General features: G+C 68.4%; 20 protein-coding genes and 1 tRNA gene. 7 read left to right on the top strand and 14 right to left on the bottom strand.

Annotated elements, in window-relative coordinates:
- The first annotated feature begins 4 nt into the window (after window positions 1–4).
- A complete protein-coding gene (locus tag ABD210_RS24645; RefSeq protein WP_344114456.1) occupies window positions 5–1,099 on the top strand; it encodes an aspartate-semialdehyde dehydrogenase in 1,095 nt (364 codons plus the stop codon).
- A gap of 9 nt (window positions 1,100–1,108) precedes the next feature.
- On the opposite strand, the gene ABD210_RS24640 is transcribed toward ABD210_RS24645, so the two are convergent.
- The 9 genes from ABD210_RS24640 to ABD210_RS24600 all read right to left on the bottom strand — a co-directional run bounded on the left by ABD210_RS24640 (window position 1,109) and on the right by ABD210_RS24600 (window position 8,768).
- Complete coding sequence (locus ABD210_RS24640) at window positions 1,109–2,101, bottom strand: helix-turn-helix domain-containing protein (protein ID WP_344114455.1); 993 nt, start codon at window positions 2,099–2,101, stop codon at window positions 1,109–1,111.
- A 625-nt stretch (window positions 2,102–2,726) separates the two neighbouring features.
- A complete protein-coding gene (locus ABD210_RS24635) occupies window positions 2,727–3,794 on the bottom strand; it encodes a carbohydrate kinase family protein (RefSeq protein WP_344114454.1) in 1,068 nt (355 codons plus the stop codon).
- Window positions 3,795–3,920: 126 nt separating this feature from the next.
- On the bottom strand, window positions 3,921–4,550 hold the full coding sequence (locus ABD210_RS24630) for a CoA transferase subunit B (protein ID WP_344114453.1): 630 nt from the start codon (window positions 4,548–4,550) through the stop codon (window positions 3,921–3,923).
- Window position 4,551: 1 nt separating this feature from the next.
- On the bottom strand, window positions 4,552–5,376 hold the full coding sequence (locus tag ABD210_RS24625) for a CoA transferase subunit A (RefSeq protein ID WP_344114452.1): 825 nt from the start codon (window positions 5,374–5,376) through the stop codon (window positions 4,552–4,554).
- Between the two features lie 30 nt (window positions 5,377–5,406).
- Window positions 5,407–6,495: a hypothetical protein gene (locus ABD210_RS24620; protein WP_344114451.1), complete on the bottom strand. Its 1,089-nt coding sequence runs from the start codon at window positions 6,493–6,495 to the stop codon at window positions 5,407–5,409.
- Window positions 6,496–6,540: 45 nt separating this feature from the next.
- A complete protein-coding gene (locus ABD210_RS24615; protein ID WP_344114450.1) occupies window positions 6,541–7,236 on the bottom strand; it encodes a carbohydrate-binding family 9-like protein in 696 nt (231 codons plus the stop codon).
- Window positions 7,229–7,654 (bottom strand): hypothetical protein, encoded by a 426-nt coding sequence (locus ABD210_RS24610; RefSeq protein ID WP_344114449.1) that lies wholly within the window; start codon window positions 7,652–7,654, stop codon window positions 7,229–7,231. Before ABD210_RS24610 ends, ABD210_RS24615 begins: the two co-directional genes overlap by 8 nt.
- 71 nt (window positions 7,655–7,725) lie before the next feature.
- Window positions 7,726–7,799 (bottom strand) — tRNA-Pro (locus ABD210_RS24605).
- Between the two features lie 9 nt (window positions 7,800–7,808).
- On the bottom strand, window positions 7,809–8,768 hold the full coding sequence (locus tag ABD210_RS24600) for a metallophosphoesterase (RefSeq protein ID WP_344114448.1): 960 nt from the start codon (window positions 8,766–8,768) through the stop codon (window positions 7,809–7,811).
- A 26-nt stretch (window positions 8,769–8,794) separates the two neighbouring features.
- Here ABD210_RS24600 and ABD210_RS24595 point away from each other — a divergent pair, with 26 nt between their 5' ends.
- Window positions 8,795–9,262: a GatB/YqeY domain-containing protein gene (locus tag ABD210_RS24595; protein ID WP_344114447.1), complete on the top strand. Its 468-nt coding sequence runs from the start codon at window positions 8,795–8,797 to the stop codon at window positions 9,260–9,262.
- 59 nt (window positions 9,263–9,321) lie between these two features.
- Here ABD210_RS24595 and ABD210_RS24590 read toward each other — a convergent pair whose 3' ends face one another.
- From ABD210_RS24590 to bagA, 4 genes are all read right to left on the bottom strand, one after another.
- Entirely contained in the window at window positions 9,322–11,715 is a 2,394-nt protein-coding gene (locus ABD210_RS24590; protein WP_344114446.1) for a penicillin-binding protein, read from the bottom strand.
- 152 nt (window positions 11,716–11,867) lie between these two features.
- Entirely contained in the window at window positions 11,868–14,222 is a 2,355-nt protein-coding gene (lon, locus tag ABD210_RS24585) for an endopeptidase La (protein ID WP_344114445.1), read from the bottom strand.
- A 132-nt stretch (window positions 14,223–14,354) separates the two neighbouring features.
- Window positions 14,355–15,503: an ArsA family ATPase gene (gene bagB / locus ABD210_RS24580; RefSeq protein ID WP_344114444.1), complete on the bottom strand. Its 1,149-nt coding sequence runs from the start codon at window positions 15,501–15,503 to the stop codon at window positions 14,355–14,357.
- Entirely contained in the window at window positions 15,500–16,450 is a 951-nt protein-coding gene (gene bagA / locus ABD210_RS24575; RefSeq protein ID WP_344114443.1) for an ATPase BagA, read from the bottom strand. The genes bagB and bagA overlap by 4 nt, the downstream gene beginning before the upstream one ends.
- Window positions 16,451–16,511: 61 nt before the next feature.
- On the opposite strand from bagA, the gene sp36 reads away from it, so the two are divergent.
- From sp36 to cynS, 5 genes are all read left to right on the top strand, one after another.
- Entirely contained in the window at window positions 16,512–16,673 is a 162-nt protein-coding gene (sp36, locus tag ABD210_RS24570) for a Sp36 family protein (RefSeq protein WP_132190429.1), read from the top strand.
- A complete protein-coding gene (locus ABD210_RS24565) occupies window positions 16,670–17,131 on the top strand; it encodes a RidA family protein (RefSeq protein WP_344114442.1) in 462 nt (153 codons plus the stop codon). The genes sp36 and ABD210_RS24565 overlap by 4 nt, the downstream gene beginning before the upstream one ends.
- A gap of 44 nt (window positions 17,132–17,175) precedes the next feature.
- Window positions 17,176–17,967, top strand: a complete 792-nt coding sequence (locus ABD210_RS24560) for an NUDIX hydrolase (RefSeq protein WP_344114441.1) — start codon at window positions 17,176–17,178, stop codon at window positions 17,965–17,967.
- Window positions 17,964–18,758: an MBL fold metallo-hydrolase gene (locus ABD210_RS24555; RefSeq protein WP_344114440.1), complete on the top strand. Its 795-nt coding sequence runs from the start codon at window positions 17,964–17,966 to the stop codon at window positions 18,756–18,758. The genes ABD210_RS24560 and ABD210_RS24555 overlap by 4 nt, the downstream gene beginning before the upstream one ends.
- A gap of 173 nt (window positions 18,759–18,931) precedes the next feature.
- A complete protein-coding gene (gene cynS, locus ABD210_RS24550; RefSeq protein WP_344114439.1) occupies window positions 18,932–19,381 on the top strand; it encodes a cyanase in 450 nt (149 codons plus the stop codon).
- Between the two features lie 58 nt (window positions 19,382–19,439).
- Here cynS and ABD210_RS24545 read toward each other — a convergent pair.
- On the bottom strand, window positions 19,440–19,813 hold a 374-nt coding region (locus ABD210_RS24545; RefSeq protein ID WP_344114438.1), incomplete at its 5' end, for a Crp/Fnr family transcriptional regulator.

Raw genomic sequence — 19,813 nt, 5'->3', positions numbered from 1 at the left:
ACCTGTGAGCGCTTTGGATCAGACCGAAGACCGGACGGGGCTCCCTTCGCTGGCGGTGGTCGGTGCGACCGGCGCCGTCGGCACGGTGATGCTCACCCTGCTCTCCACGCGGGAGAACGTCTGGGGCGAGATACGGCTGATCGCGTCGGAGCGCTCCGCGGGCAAGCGGCTCAAGGTCCGCGGCGAGGAGGTCGAGGTCCTCGCGATCAGCCCGGAGGTCTTCGACGGTATCGACGTGGTGATGTTCGACGTACCGGATGAGGTGTCCGCGCACTGGGCCCCGATCGCGGCGTCCAAGGGCGCGGTCGTGGTCGACAACTCCGGCGCCTTCCGGATGGACCCGGACGTGCCGCTGGTGGTGCCCGAGGTGAACGCCGAGGCCGCTCGCAACCGGCCGAAGGGGATCATCTCGAACCCCAACTGCACAACGCTTTCGATGATCGTGGCGATGGGCGCGCTGCACCACCGGTACGAGCTCGAGCAGCTCGTGGTCGCGTCGTACCAGGCGGCCTCTGGCGCTGGTCAGGAAGGCATCGACGCGCTGTACGACCAGCTGATGAAGGTCGCCGGCAATCGCGAGCTCGGTACGACGCCGGGCGACGTCCGCCGGGTGATCGGCAACGCCCTGGGGCCGTTCCCGGCACCGCTCGCGATGAACGTGGTGCCCTGGGCCGGGTCGTTGAAGGATGACGGCTGGTCCTCGGAGGAGCTCAAGGTCCGCAACGAGTCCCGAAAGATCCTGAACCTCCCGAATCTCAAGGTCTCCGCGACCTGCGTCCGGGTGCCCGTGATCACCACCCACTCCCTGTCGGTGCACGCCCGCTTCGGCCGCGAGGTCGATGTGGACGAAGCCCGCGAAGTACTGCGGGACGCTCCCGGCGTGCTCGTGTTCGACAACCCGGCCGAGGCGGAATTCCCCACGCCGGCTGACGTCGTGGGCACCGATCCCACCTGGGTCGGGCGGATCCGCAAGTCCCTCGACGACCCGCAGGCGCTGGAGCTCTTCGTCTGCGGCGACAACCTCCGCAAGGGCGCGGCCCTCAACACCGCGCAGATCGCCGAGGTCGTTGCCAAGGAGTTCACCCCCGCCGCGTCGTAGTACGAGCGGCTAAAGCCAGCTCTCGCGGGCCGCGTGCAGGGCCAGCTGGAAGCGGGTGCTGGCGCCGGTGCGGTTCATCAGGCGTTCGAGGTAGCGGAAGAACGTGCGGCGGCTGATCCCCAGCGTGCGGGCGATCGTGTCGTCGGCAGCCCCGGTGGCCAGCAGGGCCAGCAGGCGGCGCTCGATCGGCTCCAAGCGGTCGTCCCCGGCGCCGACGGACGCGTGCAGGGGCAACGCGTTTCGCCAGCACAGCTCGAACATGCCGATCAAGGCAGTCAGCAGGCTGCTCGGCCGGATGATCAGCAGGGACCGGTTCACGTCGGTATCGCGCACCGACATCGAGACGAAGGCGATCGAACCGTCGATGATGGTCAGCTTGGCCGGTACGTCGGGCAGTACCCGCGCCTGCTCGCCGGCTTCCACGCACGGCAGGATGTTCTCGGTCAGGTAGCCGGGCACCTCGACCGACTCGGGTGAGTAGACCACCCGGTAGGAGACACCGCGGTTGAGCTGCTCGATCTCCATCTGGTTCGGGCCGGCGCCCAGGTAGTACGGCGGGGAGTCGATGGCCAGGATCTCGCGCTGCGCGCTGCCCTTGATCTGGTTGATCCGCTCGACGATGGCGCTCCCGCTGACCACCTCGATCAGGTGCGTGGTGGACTCGTTGTGCACGGTCCGGCGGAACTCGTCGTAGGCGTTCAGCACCTCGATCCGGGCCTGCTTCAACTCGGACTCGCGGCGTAGCGTGAGCGCCTCCAGACCGGCGTCGGGAGGCACCGGCAGAAACCTCGAGTGGTCGGATCCGGAGCGCCGGGCCAGGCCAGCCTGCACCAGGCCGCCGAGAGTGGCGTCGATGGTCGACCCCCGGTCTGGGACCGCCTCGTCGAGCTCGGTGATCGAGGACGGCCCGGTCCGGAGCAGGTGCTGGTAGACCCTGATCTCATCGTCGCCGAGGCCGAGCACCCGCAAGTGGTCGGCACGCTCCGTGTCGGTCGAGCTCACAATTCTCCCCTCCCTCCCGAGCGCGGTCACTGCCCGCTACCGCCACTCCAGGGTAGAACGATCCGCAAGAGTCTGTCGGAACTGTCCGTATCCCGGTGACCGCGCCGAGCAATCTTTGTTGTCCTGTCAGCATTCTTGTGCCGTGTCACCATCTGGCCACCATTTCCGCGCAGTTGTGAGCGAGAATTGAGGTCCAGCAGCCCGGCGACGGACCACCTGAGCGCCGCCGGGCTGCTGTTCCAATTCTGGCGGTAGATCACTATCCCGTCAGCGAACCCCGTTTCGGTTGGGTCTCGATCCCGGCGCATCGGTGCCCTCGCACTCCAGTGCCATCACCGGCTGTGCTGGAGGGTGTACAAACTGTGCAACTCCATCGTGAGGCCGATGAGGAGACACCGATGCGCCACTGCTCTCAAGACCGCCTTCTTGGGTGCGATGACCGCCGCCCTGGTCATCGTGCCCGCCCCCTCGGCGAGTGCCCGGACCACCTCCGCCCAAGGTGATCCGAGCCCCCGAGTCGTCGGTGGAACCCGCGTGGCGCAAGGCGAGTTTCCGTGGATGGTGAGGCTGTCCATGGGGGCCGCGCACTGCGTGGGTTCCACCGGCAGCAACACCCGGGAGGAGCTCAGCCGCGCCGCCGGCGAGACCTGCGCTTGCCGGAATCGGCCCGGCCGCGGTTGTGCTGACCATGGCCGGGCCGGTGGTCCTCAGAATCAGGAGGCGAGGGCTCAGCAGGCTCGGGCTCGCGAGGCTCTTCAGTGCTCGGTCGGACGGCGGTAGCGGGGCGTGGCGCCACGTCGGACACGCCGGCGAGCTGCAGAGTCATCAGCTGCTCTGCGGTGATCAGGTCCGTGTGGGTCCCGGGCGAGCCGCAGGCCCAGGCGCCCGCGATGGAACCGGCTACAGCGGCCTCGCGGTAGGACCTGCCGTCCAGCCAGGTGGTCAGGAAGGCCGCCACATAGGCGTCGCCCGCGCCGTTGGTGTCGACGACAGGACGATCCGCGAGCTCTACAGCCGGGATGTGGACGGGTGTCTCGCCGGCCACGTGGAGGTGGCTGCCTTCAGCGCCGGCCATGGTGATCACGGCCTGGGCCCGGCCGTTCGCGAAGATCCACTCCACCGCGTCCTCGCGCAGTTCGCTGGTCGACACGAACACCAGGTCGGCCGCGCGGGCGAAGTCCCGGTGGAACTCGTCCTTGCCGTCCCAGTCGTGCAGGTCGGTCGACATCGTGCAGTCCGCCGCAGCCAGATCAGGAAGTGCTTGCCGGGCGAAGTCCATGATCGACAAGTGGACGTGCCGGGTCAGCCGGATCCCCGGTCGCCACAGATCCGGGTGGACCTGCATTCCCGTGGGATGCCGGCCGTCGTACAGCGAGAGGCGGTTGCCGTCCGGCGACACCAGGTTGACGGATCGCCGGGTGCCGGTCGGGTGGACGCCGTAGGCGAGCGGCAACCCCAGGTCGGCGTAGGTCCGCCGGATCCGTTCCCCCTCGGCATCGTCGCCGATCACATCGACCAGCGCGGTGTCCAGCCCGAGCCGCTGACAGCCGAGGGCGACCCCGTGCCCGGTGTGCCCGACGTACGACTCGACCGGATCGACATGGATGGTCTCTCCGGGCGGCAAAGGTAACGACGGCACCCGCACGATCGTGTCGATTCCGACTCCACCGATCACGAGCACGTCCAGGTCCATACCCTCATCCTGACCGAGAAGCACAACTCATGGGTAGGACGGGTGTCGTCCGGCCGTCCCGGGTAGGTCAGCCCACGCCGGAGCATCGACGCATGGTCACCTCGCCGCTACTTTGAGGCGCCGGTCTCAACGTTTGATCGGGGCGCCGGTCTTGTCCTGGAGCTCGTCGAAGGTGACGCCGTCGGCCAGCTCGACCAGCTGCAGGCCGTCGTCGGTGATGTCGAGAACGGCCAGGTCGGTGATGATCCGGTTGACCACGCCGCGACCGGTATAGGGCAGGTCGCACTCCTCGAGGATCTTGTGCGAGCCGTCCTTGGCGACGTGCTCCATCAGCACGATCACCTTCTTGGCGCCGTGCACGAGGTCCATCGCGCCGCCCATGCCCTTGACCATCTTGCCCGGGATCATCCAGTTCGACAGGTCACCCTTGGCCGACACCTGCATCGCACCGAGGATGGCCGCGTCGATCGCACCGCCGCGGATCATGCCGAAGGACAGCGACGAGTCGAAGAAGGAGGCTCCCGGCAGCGTCGTCACGGTCTCCTTGCCGGCGTTGATCAGGTCCGGGTCCTCGTCACCCTCGACCGGGTAGGGGCCGACGCCCAGGATGCCGTTCTCGCTCTGCAGTACGACGGTGACGCCGTCGGGGATGTAGTTCGGCACCAGGGTGGGCAGGCCGATGCCCAGGTTCACGTACGAGCCGTCCTCCAGCTCCGCGGCGGCGCGGGCTGCCATCTGCTCACGGGTGAGTGGCATCTCAGGCCTCCAGCTTCTCGCCGGCGGCCTCGTAGGCCTCGCGGGGTTGGCCTGACCGGGGCGGTGGGGTGGGCGAAGACTTCAACACCGTGCGCTTCTCGATGCGCTTCTCGATATCCTTGCCGACAGCAACAACTCGCTGGACGTAGACGCCGGGCAGGTGGATCTCGTCGGGGTCCAGCTCACCGGGCTGGACCAGCTCCTCGACCTGCGCGATGGTGATCCCGCCGGCCATCGCGGCCAGCGGGTTGAAGTTGCGCGCGCTCCGGTCGAACACCAGGTTCCCGTGGGTGTCGCCCTTCAGCGCGTGCACAAGCCCGAAGTCGGTGGTGATCGAGTCCTCCAGCACATAGGTGGTGCCGTTGATCTCGCGCGTCTCCTTCGGCTCCGACGCCTTCGCCACCGAGCCGTCCGGGTGGTATTTCTGCGGCAGCCCGCCGTCGGCGACCTGGGTGCCGACCCCGGCCAGGGTGAAGAACGCGGCGATCCCGCAACCACCGGCGCGCAGCTTCTCGGCGAGCGTGCCCTGCGGCGTCAGCTCGACCTCCAGCTCACCGGACAGGAACTGCCGGGCGAACTCCTTGTTCTCCCCGACGTACGACGAGGTCATCTTCGCGATCCGCTTGTCCGCGAGCAGGATGCCGAGCCCCCAGTCGTCGACCCCGCAGTTGTTCGACACGACGCTGAGCCCGCTGACGCCCTTGTCGTGGATCGCGCTGATCAACTGCATCGGGTTGCCGCACAGCCCGAAGCCGCCGACTGCGAGGCTCGCGCCGTCGCCGATGTCGTCGACCGCTGCCTGCGGCGACTCGTACGTCTTGTCCATCGGGCTGCTCCGTTGCAGGTCTGGGCTGGGTCAGCCCGACTCTAACCAGCCGCCGGAAATCCGGCGAGGGCCACCTGATGTGGTCGCAGACACACCCTCGGCTTTCGCCAACTCGGCCAGCGCCTCGGCCTTCGCGAGGTCCGCACCAGCCCAGTCCGTGTCACAGTCCGGCAGGGCAGCCAATGCGTACTCACGCGCCGACGAGAGGTCTCCGGCGTACCGGGCAGCCCTGGCCAGGCCGATCCGTGCCGCCGCTGAGGTCTCCGGCAGTCCAGCTTTGAGCCCCAGCTCCAGCGCCCGGGTGTAGTCAGCACGAGCAGCTGCAGGGTCACCCAGGCCCAGCCGAAGGTCTCCCCGACGGCACAGCACCAGTGCGGCCCGCTCGTCCGTGCCGAGCTCGCCAGCGATGGCCAGTGCCTGGCCAAGCAGGTCAACAGCCAGTTCGGTTCGGCCGGAGTTCGCGGCGAGGTCTGCGAGCGCGTCGAGCGCCAGGGCGCTGCCCCAGCGGTCACCGATGAGCCGGAACCGCGCGAGTGCGTTCTGCAGAGCCCGCTCCGAACCGGCCGGGTCACCCTCCGCGAGGCTGGGGTAGCCCCGGCAGAGCTGTACTGCGGCGCGCCCCCAGGCGTCGCCGCCGCGCTCGTTCGCGGCCAGGACGTCCGTCACCAGCCTCGCGGGCTGGAACGGCCCGAGCACGAAGGACCAGAGCAGGACCGTGACGGGACGATCGAACAGTCGGCCCGTGGCGTTCTGAGCGCGTTCGACCTCCGCGGGCTGGGCAGATCCGGCTGCGTGGAGAACTGCGAGCAGGTACTCCTCACCCAGCCCGTGCGGGATCGTAGGCCCGAGCGCGTCGAGTACGCCGCGCGCCGCCCTGGCCGCCTCGGCGCGGAGCCCGTGCATCCACCAGAACGTCGACAGTCCGGCCACCAGGAGCAACGCGGTCCGCAGGTCGTTGTTGGTGGCCCACTCCAGCGCCGCCCGGAGATTGTTGCTCTCCTCCCCCAGCAAAGTTGCCCAGCGCAACTGATCTGCGCCGCGCAACTCGGGCTCGGCGCGCTCCACCAGATCCAGGAGTGGTGGCACGTCCTCGCCGTACGAGCCGTGGCGGAACCCCATGTCCATCATTGTCGCCTCGGCCCCGGCGGCCTGGCCGGGCGGGGGTCAGAACTCGAGGATGCCCCAGTGCTGCGGCTTGTGCATGTCGACCTCGTACTGAGGGGACCAGACCCAGAAGTCCTGGGCCTCGCCCTTGCGGTATTCGCCGGCCACGATCTGGTGGTCCCACTCGATCCGCATCAGGTTCATCCGCCACTCGTCGCCCGCGGCCGGCGGGGTCTGCCCGTACGCCGCCAGGTCCACCCACGGCAGCGCCAGTTCCACCGACCACCCGGCATCGGTGTCAGCCGGGTCGTTCAACGTCCCATCCAGGTGTACTGCGGTGCGCAGGCCCGGCAGGTTCGTCGGGTCCACCGGCACGCCGCCCTCGGAGTACGGCTTGGGCAGGGTGAGCTCCCAGATGGTGCCGAGCGGGTTGATCTCGAACTCGTAGTAGTTCTGGCCGTCGCCGTCCGGGTCCAGGAAGACCTCGAAGTTGTTCTCCTCGAACAGCATCGTGTTCTTCTTCGCCATCGTCGACCAGACGTGCGGTTCCTCCAGCCGCGCCCCGACGTACAGGAACTCGTCGTCGTACATCAGTTTCGCCCTGGTGCTGAACCGCGGCGCCGGCGAGTCGCCGCCGCGGATGTCCACGAACTCCTCGGTCCACGGCGCGGTCTCCCAGGCCGGGTCGGACACCGTGCCGTCGAGCTTCGGCGGGGTGCTGGTGCGGTGGCACTTGTAGCGGGGCAGTTCAGGCATCGGCTCGCTCCAACCGTCCGGCGATGAGGTGTGCGACTAGGAAGGTGATGGCAGTCAGGACCGGTACGACGAGCAGGGTCCAGGTGGAGAACAGGTCGTTCGACAAGAAGGCGAGCACGATCAGCAGCATGAACATCACGCCGAGGAAGGCCACCAGGCGCGGGTGCGGCATCGCCAGCCGGCTGAGCGCCAAGGCGCCCAGCACGATCGTCACCGCCACGGTCAGCACCAGCAACGGGAGCCCCATCGCGCCGCAGTTCGGCGTGTCCCGCACCCGGTCGCAACCCCGCTCGCTGAGCCAGACCAGCGCGATCGTCGCGAACCCACACAACAATCCCACGACGGCCAGAATCAGCAGCGGCGGCAGCGGCGGCGCGTCGAACCGCCCTTCGTCCTCGTCGGACTTGTCGTCGCTCATTGCGGCAGGCTACCGACAATCGTCTGAAAGAAGCGAAGGCGGTGGCTCGTGAGAGCCACCGCCTTCATCTGTCGGGCTGACAGGATTTGAACCTGCGACCTCGTCGTCCCGAACGACGCGCGCTACCAAGCTGCGCCACAGCCCGAAGTCGCGGTTAGCTTACATGTGCGCCCGGCTGGGACGAAATCGGGTTTACCCGGGGCACCAAGGTCAGCAGCGTGGCCTCGGGGCGGCAGGCGAAGCGCACCGGCGCGTACGGCGAGGTGCCGAGCCCGGCCGACACGTGCAGAGCCGCCTGACGGTCCTCGTGGCCCCACGTCGTCAGGCCCTTCACCCGGGACGTGTCCAGGTCGCAGTTCGTCACCAGCGCGCCGTAGATGGGCACCGCCAGCTGGCCGCCGTGGGTGTGCCCGGCCAGGACCAACGGATACCCGTCGTCGACGAAGGCGTTTAGGATCCGCTGGTACGGCGCGTGGGTGACTCCGATCGACAGGTCGGCGGCCGGATCCACCTCGCCCGCGACCTCGTCGTACCGGTCGCGCTTGATGTGCGGGTCGTCGGTGCCGGCGAAGTCGAGGTGCAGGCCGTTCACCTTGAGGGTTGCCTTCGCGTTGTTCAGGTCGGTCCAGCCGGCGTCGGTGAAGGCTGATCGCAGCTCCTCGAACGGCAGGTCCGGGTGGTGCGGCTGGTGGCGCTGCTGCTGCGGCGGGAGCAGGTAGTTCACCGGGTTCTTGAAGCGCGGCTTCCAGTAGTCGTTGGAGCCGAAGACGAACACGCCGGGCAGGTCGAGCAGGTCGCCGTAGGCGCGCAGCAGCGGGAGCACGGAGTTCGGGTTCGAGATGTTGTCGCCGGTGTTGACGACCAGGTCGGGCTCGAGCTCGGCGAGCTGGTTGACCCAGCGGATCTTCCGCTCCTGGGTCGGCATCATGTGCAGGTCGGAGACGTGCAGCACCTTCAGCGGTTCGGCGCCGGGCGGCAGCACCGGCACGGTGAACCGGCGCAGCGTGTACCAGCGCACCTCGATGCCCGCCGCGTAGGCGACGCAGGCGGCGCCGACACCCGCGACGACGGCTGTGGTCTTCAAAGTCGTGATGGCAAGGCGCCGGAAGCTCATTTCACCAGCCTGCCACAATCGTGGTCATGTCCAACTCCGAGATGAAGCAGCGCCTGCACGACGACATGACCGCCGCCCTGAAGGCGCGCGACGAGATCCGCAAGTCCACGCTGCGGATGGCGCTCACGGCCGTGACGAAGGCTGAGGTGGCCGGCAAGGAGGCCCGCGAGCTGTCCGACCCGGAGATCATGGAGGTGCTCACCGCCGAGGCGAAGAAGCGGCGCGAGTCGGTCACCGCGTACCGCGACGCCGGGCGCGACGAGCTGGCCGACAAGGAACAGGCCGAGGCGGACATCCTGGCCGAGTACCTGCCCGAGCAGCTGACCGCCGAGGAGATCGCCGCCCTGGTCACCGACACCATCGAGGCCACCGGTGCCGCCGAGCTCGGCCCCCGCGGCATCGGCAAGGTGATGGGCGCCCTCCAGCCCAAGGTCAAGGGCAAGGCCGACGGCGGCGCTGTCTCAGCCGAAGTAAAGCGCCAGCTGGCCGGCTGACAGTCCTACGAAAGCGTGAGGGGCGTCTCCCAGCTCGGGAGACGCCCCTCAACGCGTTGCTAGCGGCCGCCGCCGCCGCAGTTCGGGTACTTCGGGTTCCAAGGCGGGCAGTTCGGAAGGTTCGGCGGCTTGTTGGTCGCCGGGTTACTCGGCGGGTTGTTGGTTTGCTGACCGCCATTGCCGTTGGAGATGTACAGGGTGACGAGGGAGCCGTCGGGTGCGCCGTCGGACCGACGGGGGCTCGTGTAGGCCACCGTCCCCGCGCTTTCCTGTGAGTCCACCTGGCCGGGGGCGATCGTCACCTGGAAGCCTGCCTGCTGCAGCGTGTTGGTGGCGTCCTGCGGGCTCAAGCCGGCCACGCTCGGCAGGTCCTTCACATTGCCACGAACTGTCTGGTCATTGGGGGCGGCGAAGTGGGTCGTAGGCAGGCCCTTCAAGGCACCCTTCATCGCGGTCTGCCAGATCGGCCCCGCGGTGCCCGAGCCGGAGGCGTCGGACATCTTCTTGCCGTCAAGGGTCTGGCCGATGAGGTTGTCGTACGGCACGGTAGCGTCGGCGACGACTGATGCCGCCGCGAGCGACGAGGAATAACCCGCGAACCAGACTGCCTCGTTGTTGGTGATCGTTCCGGTCTTGCCGGCCAGGTCGCTCGGACCGAACTTCAGCTTGCCACCGGTTCCGCCCGGCTCCATCACCTGGTGCAGGACGTAGTTGACGCCGTCTGCGACCGATGGCGAGATCGCCTGGTTGCAGCTGATGCCGGGAGTGGTGATCGGCTTGCCGGAGTTGCTGGTCACCGAGGTGATCAACTGCGGCGTGCAGTACTTCCCCCGGGCGGCGAACGTGGCGTAGGCGTTCGACAGCATCAACGGGGTCACGTACCCCACGCCGAGTGTCATCGAGACGACCTGGTCCAGCGGTGCCTTGACCGCGGACTGCGCGTCGTACATCCCCAGCTTCCCGGCGATCTGAGCGATCGGGCACAGGCCGGTCTGCTTGGACAGTTGCAGGAAGTAGGTGTTGGTGGATGCGCGGGCCGCATCGATCATGGTGAGATCGCCCTGCGCCGCCGTCGAGTTGCTTGGCGTGTAGCTGTCGTAGGACTGCGTCGTGCCGCTGCAGGTGGAGTACTTGACCCTCGTCAGGTCGATCGTGTGCGGCGAGTTGATCCGGTGGTTGAGCGGGAAGCCCTTCTGGATCGCGGCCGCGATTGTGAACGCCTTCATCGTCGATCCGTTCTGAAACCCGCCGTAACCACCGGCGTACGACTTCTCGACGTTGTAGTTGTAGGCCGTCTCGTTCTTGTTGTTGCCGTACGGCTTGCTCTGCGCCATCGCCTTTACCAGCCCAGTGCCCGGCTGCACGATGGTGATCGCGGCGACCGAGCTGTCGGTCGGCTTGGTCTTCTGGTTGATCGAGGCCTGCGCGGCAGCCTGCGTCTTCGTGTCCAGCGAGGTCTTCACGGTGATGCCCGCGGTCTTGATGTAGTGCTCGCGGTCTTTGGCGGTCTTGCCGAAAGCCGGGTTGTCCAGCAGCTTCGACACGACGTACTCGCAGTAGAACGGGTAGTTCGAGTTGGCGCATCCGTTCGGGACCTGCTGGATCTTCTTCGGGTCGAGCACCGGTGTCTTCACAGCGTCGTTCGCCTGCTTGGCGGTGATGACGTTGAGCTCCTGCATCCGGCCGAGCACGGTGTCGCGGCGATCCTTCGCGCGCTTCATGTCGTTCGTCGGGTCGTAGCCGCTCGGGTTCTTCACCAGGCCTGCGAGCATGGCGGCCTGGGGCAGGGTGAGCTTGGCCGCGGTGGTGGAGAAGTAGTGCCGGGCCGCCGCCTCGACGCCGTACGCGCCGTCACCGAAGTTCGCCAGGTTCAGGTACTTCTCCAGGATCTGGTCCTTGGTGAACTCCTTCTCGACCGCGACCGCGTAACGCAGCTCGGCGATCTTGCGCTGGTAGGTCTCGGCCGTCGCGGCCTTCACCTCTTCGGGCGTGCGCGCCTTCTCGATCAGGCTGAGCTTCACGTACTGCTGGGTGATGCTCGAACCACCCTGCTGCACCGAGCCCTGGCTCTGGTTGCGCAGCATCGCGCGCAACGTGCCCTTCGCGTCCAGGGCGCCGTGCTCGTAGAACCGGTCGTCCTCGATCGCGACGATCGCCTTGCGCATGATCGGGTTGATCTGGGCCAGCGTCACCGGCACCCGGTTCTGCTCGTACAGGTTCGCGATCAGCGAGCCGTCGGCGGCCAGGATCTTGCTCTTCACCGCCAGCGGGGCGGTCTTCAGCTCCTGTGGAAGGTCCTGCAGGGTCTGGTTGGTCTTCTCGGTGCCATAGCCGGCCAGACCCGCGAACGGGATCGCCAGACCTGCCGCCAACGCGCCCGAGAGCACGCTCACCCCCAGGAACAGAACTACCGACTGGACGACGCCTCGGTCGCCCTTCTCCCTTACGCGCATGGCAAGAGCCTACGCGATGAGAATGCCACGCCGAATTCGCGAATGTGTTCTATGTCACGTCAACCTGAGAGCGGTTTCAGGCGTCTGTACGACGAAAACGGCCGGACCACAGCGAGGGTGGTCCGGCCGTTTTCAGCTGGTACTCAAAGGGATCAGGCGGCGTACTGCCGGGCGTCGACCTGGGCTGGTTCCAGCGCCAGTTCGAGCACCTGCCGGACGTCGCTGACGGGGTGAACCGTCAGTTCCGCCAGCACCGACTCCGGCACGTCCTCCAGATCCGGCTCGTTCCGCTTCGGGATCAGGATGGTGGTCAGTCCGGCCCGGTGGGCGGCGAGCAGTTTCTGCTTCACGCCACCGATCGGCAGGACCCGTCCGGTCAGGGACACCTCACCGGTCATCGCGACCTCCGAACGGACCGGCCGTCCCGAAAGCAGCGAGGCCAGCGCGGTCGTCATCGTGACACCCGCGGAGGGCCCGTCCTTCGGCACAGCACCGGCAGGAACGTGGATGTGGGCGTTCCGCTCGGCCAGATCACCGACCGGCAGCCCCAGCTCCGCTCCGTGCGACCGCAGGTAGGACAGCGCGATCTGTGCGGACTCCTTCATCACGTCGCCGAGCTGACCCGTCAGCGTGACTCCGGTGTGGCCCGTCTCCTTGTCCGCCAGCGACGCCTCAACGAAGAGGACGTCACCACCGGCGCCGGTGACAGCCAGACCAGTCGCCACACCCGGCAGCGCAGTACGTTCGCCGGACTCCGGCGTGAACTTCGGCGAGCCGAGGTAGCCCTTCAGGTCCGCTGCGCCGATCGTGAGCGAGTCGCCCAGGTCGTCGCCGAGAGCCATCTTGGCAGTCACCTTCCGCAGTACCCGGGCGATGGACCGCTCGAGCTGACGGACGCCCGCTTCACGGGTGTACTCGCCGGCCAGCAGCCGCAGCGCCGAGTCCTCGATGGTGACCTCCTCGGCCCCCAGCCCGGCCCGGTCCAGCTGACGCGGGAGCAGGTGGTCGCGGGCGATGATGACCTTCTCGTCCTCGGTGTAGCCGTCCAGCTGCACCAGTTCCATCCGGTCCAGCAGTGGCGCCGGGATCGAGTCGAGCACGTTCGCCGTGGCCAGGAAGACCACGTCGGACAGGTCCAGCTCGACCTCCAGGTAGTGGTCCCGGAAGGTGTGGTTCTGCGCCGGGTCGAGGACCTCGAGCAGGGCGGCCGTCGGGTCACCCCGGTAGTCCGCGCCCACCTTGTCGATCTCGTCCAGCAGCACCACCGGGTTCATCGAACCGGCTTCGGTGATGGCTCGCACGATCCGCCCGGGCAGCGCCCCGACGTACGTCCGGCGGTGACCACGGATCTCGGCCTCGTCCCGGACGCCACCCAGGGCGACCCGGACGAACTTCCGGCCCATCGCACGCGCCACGGACTCGCCCAGCGAGGTCTTACCCACGCCAGGAGGACCGACCAGGGCCAGTACTGCGCCACTGCGGCGACCGCCGACCACCCCGAGGCCACGATCGGCCCTGCGGCGGCGTACGGCCAGGTACTCGGTGATGCGTTCCTTCACGTCGTCCAGCCCAGCGTGGTCCGCGTCCAGGATGGCCCGGGCCTCACGGATGTCGTAGCCGTCCTCGGTCCGCTCGTTCCACGGCAGCTCGAGCACGGTGTCCAGCCAGGTACGGATCCAGCCGACCTCGGGGGACTGCTCCGCCGTACGCTCCAGCTTGTCGACCTCGGCGAGCGCGGCCTTGCGGACGTGCTCGGGCAGGTCGGCGGCCTCGACGCGGGCGCGGTAGTCCTCCTCCTCGGAGGCGGTGGTCCCGTCCAGCTCGGCCAGTTCCTTGCGGACGGCGGCGAGCTGTTGGCGAAGCAGGAACTCACGCTGCTGCTTCTCCATGCCCTCCTGGACGTCCTTCTGGATGGACTCTGAGACCTCGAGCTCGGCCAAGTGGTCCTTCACCCAGCCGATCAGCTTCGTCAGCCGCTCGGAGACGTCAGACGTCTCCAGCAGCCAGCTCTTCTGCTCGTTGTTCAAGTAGGACGCGTAGCCGGCCAGGTCCGACAGCTCTGCCGGCTCGTTGACCTGCTTCACGGAGTCGATGACCTGCCAGGCTCCGCGACGCTGCAGAACGGTGGTCACCAAAGATTTGTATTCACGGGCGAGCTCGCCCGATCTGTCGTCGGTCGTCTCATCCAGCACCGTCGCACCGACCCACAGAGCGGCCCCGGGACCAGTGGTCCCCGCGCCGATCAGGACCCGGCCGACACCCCGGATGACCGCCGCCTGGGCTCCGCCCGGCAGCCTGCCGATCTGCTCGATCTCGCCGAGCGTCCCGGCCTTCGCATATTTCCCGTCCAAGCGCGGCACCAGCAACACCTGATCCGCCCCGGAGGCCTGCGCCGCGTCGATCGCCGCGCGCGCCTCGGTGTCGGCCAGTCGAACCGGCACGACCATTCCAGGCAGGACCACGACGTCGTCGAGCGGTAGAACAGGAAGATTCAACGTCTCAGTCACGCTGTCACACACCCTCTATCTGAAGATTGAGTCTGACAGGCTCAACCATGGCCCCGGGCCGCTCATTCCCAGGCTTTCCGGACGTTCGCTGAGGGTGAAAGCTGCCGGATCGCGTCCGCTAAGCGGACGGCATCAGCCCGCCGCCTCGTGCTCGGCAGGGGACCCGGTGAGGAGCGCGCCGATGGTCCGCAGGCCGGTGAGGTCGTGGATGTCGTCGGGGAGGGCGGGCACGTCGATGGTCGGGATCGAGCGGTGGGCCCGGCGGAAGCGGTCGAGTCGTTTGCGCTCGCTGACCACCTGCCGCATCTTGTCGGCGTGCAGCCGGAGCACCGCCGCCGTCAGCGGCGACTTGTCGCTCTCCTCCAGCTTCTCCGCCGCTGCGAGCGACCGCTCGGCCGACAGTTCCGGCGCCCGCGTCGTGGTCACCCGATTGAGGACGACCCCCGCCAGCGGCATCTGCTCCTCACGCAACCGCTCGGTGAAGTACGACGCCTCTCGCAGCGCGTCGTTCTGCGGTGCAGCCACCACCAGGAAGGCGGTGTCGGGCTCGCGCAGCAGCGCCACTGTCTGCTCGGCCCGCTCCCGGAACCCACCGAACAACGTGTCGAAAGCGGCCGCGAAGGTCTGCACATCCGTCAGCACCTGCGCGCCGAGAATCTTGTTCATCACCGACATCGCCAGATTCACCCCGGCCGACATCAACCGCAGTGGGCCCCGCGCCGGAGCCAGCAGCAACCGCAGGAACCGCCCCTCCAGCAACGACGCCAGCCGCTCGGGCGCGTCCAGGAAGTCCAGCGCGGACCTCGACGGCGGGGTGTCCACCACGATCAGGTCCCACTCGCCGGTCCGCTCGGCCTGCTGGTGCAACTGCCCGAGCTTCTCCATCGCCATGTATTCCTGCGTCCCCGCGAAGGACGACGAAAGCGCCAGGTAGAAGGGATTCTTCAGGATCTGCTCGGCCTTGTCCGGCGTGGCGTGCGCGAGCACCACCTCGTCGAAGGTCCGCTTCATGTCCAGCATCATCGCGTCCAGCCGGCCGCCCCTGGAGTCGTCCACCTCCTTCACGGCCCGCGGCGTGTTGTCCAGCTCCGTCAACCCGAGCGACTGCGCCAGCCGACGGGCCGGATCGATCGTCAGTACTACGACCTTCCGCCCGCGCTCGGCGGCTCGCAGCGCCAGCGCGGCGGCGGTGGTCGTCTTGCCCACCCCGCCGGATCCGCACGTCACGACGATGCGGGTGGCGGGATCCTCGATCAGGGCGTCCAGGTCCAGCGTGCTCACGGGCGCAGCTCCTCGGCCAGGTCGAACAAGGCTCCGTGGTCGATGCCGTCCGGCAGCAACGGCAGCTGGACGACCTTCTTGCCCAGGGCATCGATCCGGTCACGGTTGTCCCGCTCCAGCGCCACCCGTACCGCGTGGTCGTGCGCCTCCGCGGACAGCGCGGCCACCAGCTCCTTCGTGGCGGTGATCCCGGCGGCCTTCAGGCCGCGGGTCAGCTCGGCGGCCGGGAGCTTCTCCTTCACCGCAAGGGCGAGCGAGTCGTCGTCGAGCGGACTGTGCCGGACCATGTTCACCACGATCGAGCCGATCCGCAGGTCGAGCGCCTCCAGTTGTCGCACCGCGTCGATGGTCTCCTGGACCGGCATCTCCTCGAGCAGCGTGACCAGGTGCACCTGAGTGACGTCGGAGCGCAGCATGCCCATGATCGCGTCGGCCTGGTTGCGGATCGGCCCGACCTTGGCCAGGCCGGCCACCTCGTGGTTCACGTTGAGGAACCGCCCGATCCGGCCCGTGGGAGGCGCGTCGAGGACGACGGCGTCGTACGCGAGGCGGCCGTGCGCCTTGCGCCGGGTCGCCTCATAGACCTTGCCAGTCAGCAGTACGTCGCGAAGGCCTGGGGCGATCGTGGTGACGAAGTCGACCGCGCCCACCTTGTCGAGCGCCTTCCCGGCCCGGCCGAGGTGGTAGTACATGTCCAGGTATTCGAGCAGCGCCGCCTCGGCGTCCACCGCCAGCGCGAACACCTCGCCGCCGCCTGGTCCCACCGCGATCCGGCGTTCGACGTACGGCAGCGGCGGTACGTCGAAGAGCTGCGCCAGGCCCTGGCGGCCTTCGACCTCGACCAGCAGGATCCGCTTGCCCTGGTCGGCCAGCGCGAGCGCCATCGCAGCGGCCACCGTCGTCTTGCCGGTTCCCCCTTTGCCGGTCACCACATGCAGCCTCGCCATACCGACCAGCCTAGGACCTGGCCCACAGCGGCTCGGGGCAGCCGCCCGTTAGAGTCCAGCCATGAAGAAGTTCGAGTACTTCACCGCGCCTCTGCTGGTCCACTCGACCAAGGAGATCCTCGACAACTTCGGTCAGGACGGCTGGGAACTGGTCCAGGTCATCCAGGGGCCGAACCCGGAAACGCTGGTCGCCTACCTGAAGCGGGAGATCACCGAGTCATGAGCCACCCCGAGGAGAAGCTGGCCGAGCTCGGCCTCAAGCTGCCCGAGGTCGCCAAGCCGGTCGCCGCCTACGTGCCCGTGGTCCGGACCGGCAACCTGGTCTACACGTCCGGCCAGCTGCCGCTGCGTGAGGGTGCGCTGATCGCCACCGGCAAGAACGGCGACTCCGTCGACGCCACAGTGGCGTTGGAATGCGCGCAGCAATGCGCGCTGAACGCCCTCGCCGCGATCAAGTCCGAGATCGGGGACCTGGCGAACATCACCCGGATCGTCAAGGTGGTCGCGTTCGTCGCCTCCACTCCCGACTTCACCGGGCAGCCGCAGGTGGCGAACGGTGCCTCCGAGCTCCTCGGCCAGGTCTTCGGCGAAGCCGGCCAGCACGCCCGCAGCGCCGTCGGTGTCCCGGTCCTGCCGCTGGATGCGCCGGTCGAGGTCGAACTCATCGTCGAGGTCGCCTGATCGCAGTGGTCCGGGACCTTAGGTCGCAGCCCCTGTCCGGCCGGATGGCTGCTGAGGCGCTGTCATACGTTCGGGAGGGCCGGGCCGCGGCAGAACCACGTCCGGCCTCGACCGTCATCCTGCTGCGCGACACCGCCACGGGCCCGGAGGTCTACCTGCTCCGGCGCCGGCAGTCGATGGCGTTCGCCGCCGGGATGACCGTCTTCCCGGGCGGCCGGGTCGACCCTACGGACTCCTCGATCGCCGATTCGTGGTCCGGTCCGCCGCCCTCGGAGTTCGGTGACCGCCTCGGCTGCTCCGCGGACGCGGCGGCGGCCTACGTCGCGGCCGCCGTACGGGAGACTTTCGAGGAGTCCGGAGTTCTGCTCGCGGGCCCGTCGGACGGTTCCGTGGTCGCGGACACCACCGGTGACGACTGGGAGGCGGATCGGGTCGCGCTCGAGGCCCGCACCCTGGGATTCGCCGATTTCCTGCACCGCCGGGGCCTCGTCCTGCGGGCGGACCTGCTCGGCGCGTGGGCTCACTGGATCACGCCGGAGTTCGAGCCCCGTCGCTATGACACTGCCTTCTTCGTCGCCGCGCTCCCCGCCGGTCAGGTGACGCGCGACGTGACGAGCGAGTCCGACCAGGTGGCTTGGCTGCACCCCGCCAGCGCAGTACAGGCGGTTGTGGCAGGCGACATGCTGATGCTGCCGCCGACGTACCTGTGCTGCCGCGACCTCATCCCGTACGACGCGGTCGCCGACGTGCTGGCGGCATCCACCGAGCGCGAGATCCGGCCGATCCTCCCGACTGTGCGGGTGGAGAACGACCTGGCGTATCTGGAGACCACATGACAGTCGAGGTTGTCACCCCGTACGCATCCCGCGTGCTCGCCGCGAACCCCGGGCCGATGACCCTGGAGGGCACGAACACGTGGATCCTCCGCGCTCCGGACGCGGCGACGGCCGTCGTGGTCGACCCCGGGCCGATGCTGGAAGACCACCTGCGGGCGGTGCTCGACGCAGTCGCGTCATACGGGTGCACTGTCTCGACGGTGTTGCTGACCCACGGACATCTCGACCACTCGGAAGGCGCCGCCTGGTTCGCCGCGCAGGCGAACTGCCAGGTCCGCTCGGTGAACCCGGCGTTCCGGATCCCGACCGACCACGCGCACGGCCTGTCCGAAGGCGACGTGATCACCGCGGACGACCTGCGGATCGAGGTGCTCCCGACGCCGGGTCACACGCTCGACTCGGTCTGCTTCTGGCTCCCGGAGGACGGCTCTCTGCTGACCGGCGACACCGTGCTCGGCCGCGGTACGTCGGTGGTCGCCTGGCCCGACGGCGCCCTGGGCCCCTATCTGGAGTCCCTCGAACGCCTGCAGGCCTTCGCCGAATCCGCCGCCGGCGTCGAACGACTCCTTCCCGGCCACGGTCCCGTCATCGACGACCCGACCGCCGTCCTGTCCTTCTACCTCCAGCACCGCCGCGAACGCCTCGACCAGGTCCGCGAAGCCGTAGCCGCCGGCCACACAACCCCCGAGGCCGTCGTCCAACACGTCTACGCCGACGTAGACCCCATCCTCTGGCCCGCCGCCCAACGCTCAGTCCAAGCCCAACTAGCCCACCTCGGCCTCTCCGCCTGACGCGCGCTTCCGCGCATTCGCGGGTGGGTTACCCCTTCAAGTTGTGGGTTGCCACCCGATTTTCCCGGGGGTCCGGTTCAACCCGCAAGATCGGTGGCCAACCCACCAGGTCAGCGGGTAACCATGGCTGGGGAATGGTGGGAAGTGGGACTACGAGGAAGGCGTGGTGCGTGATGGGTGAGCTTGGGCGGATTGAGGCTGGACGTGGGGTGGTGCGGGCCAAGCGGGGGAAGGGGATCAGCTGGGCTGAGATCGCGGCGGAGGTCGGGCGGGGGAAGGTCTGGGTGACCGCGGCGTTGCTGGGGCAGCATCCGGTGGATCGGGAGCTGGCGGAGCAGGTCGGGAAGCTGCTCGGACTGGATCAGGAGATCGTCGAGGCCCTGCAGTTGCCGCCGGTGCGCGGGGCTCACGTGGTCGATACCACCGAGCCGGCCGTCTACCGGCTGGAGGAGATGGTGCAGGTGTACGGAAGTGCGATCCACGAGCTGATCCGCGAGGAGTTCGGCGACGGGATCATGAGCGCGATCGACTTCGAGATGGACTTCCAGCGGGTCGCGGATCCCAAGGGCGACCGGGTGGTCATCACCCTGAACGGGAAGTACCTGCAGTACCGCGAGTTCTGATCACGCCAGCAGGCAAAGACCCGGCCGGGACCCGAGCGGGCGCCGGCCGGGACCGAGATCAGCGGGCGCGGCGCTGGAGGCGGTCGACGTCCAGCAGTACTACGGAACGCGGCTCCAGGCGGACCCAACCGCGGGAGGCGAAGTCGGCCAGCGCCTTGTTGACGGTCTCGCGGGACGCGCCGACCAGCTGGGCGAGCTCTTCCTGAGTCAGGTCGTGGTGGACGTGGACGCCGTCGTCGGCGGTCCGGCCGAAGCGGCTGGCCAGGTCGAGCAGCGCCTTGGCCACGCGGCCCGGCACGTCGGAGAAGACCAGGTCGGCGACCACGTCGGAGACCTTGCGGAGGCGGGACGCGAGCTGCAGCAGCAGGCCGCGGGCCACCTCGGGGCGGCCGGCCAGCCAGCGGAGCAGCTCGTCGTGGGTCAGCGACATCA

The sequence above is a fragment of the Kribbella alba genome, from assembly GCF_039529635.1.
Classification (GTDB): Bacteria; Actinomycetota; Actinomycetes; order Propionibacteriales; family Kribbellaceae; genus Kribbella; species Kribbella alba.
Note: the sequence above shows the minus strand (reverse complement) of the source record. Positions and strands in the feature narration are given on the sequence as shown.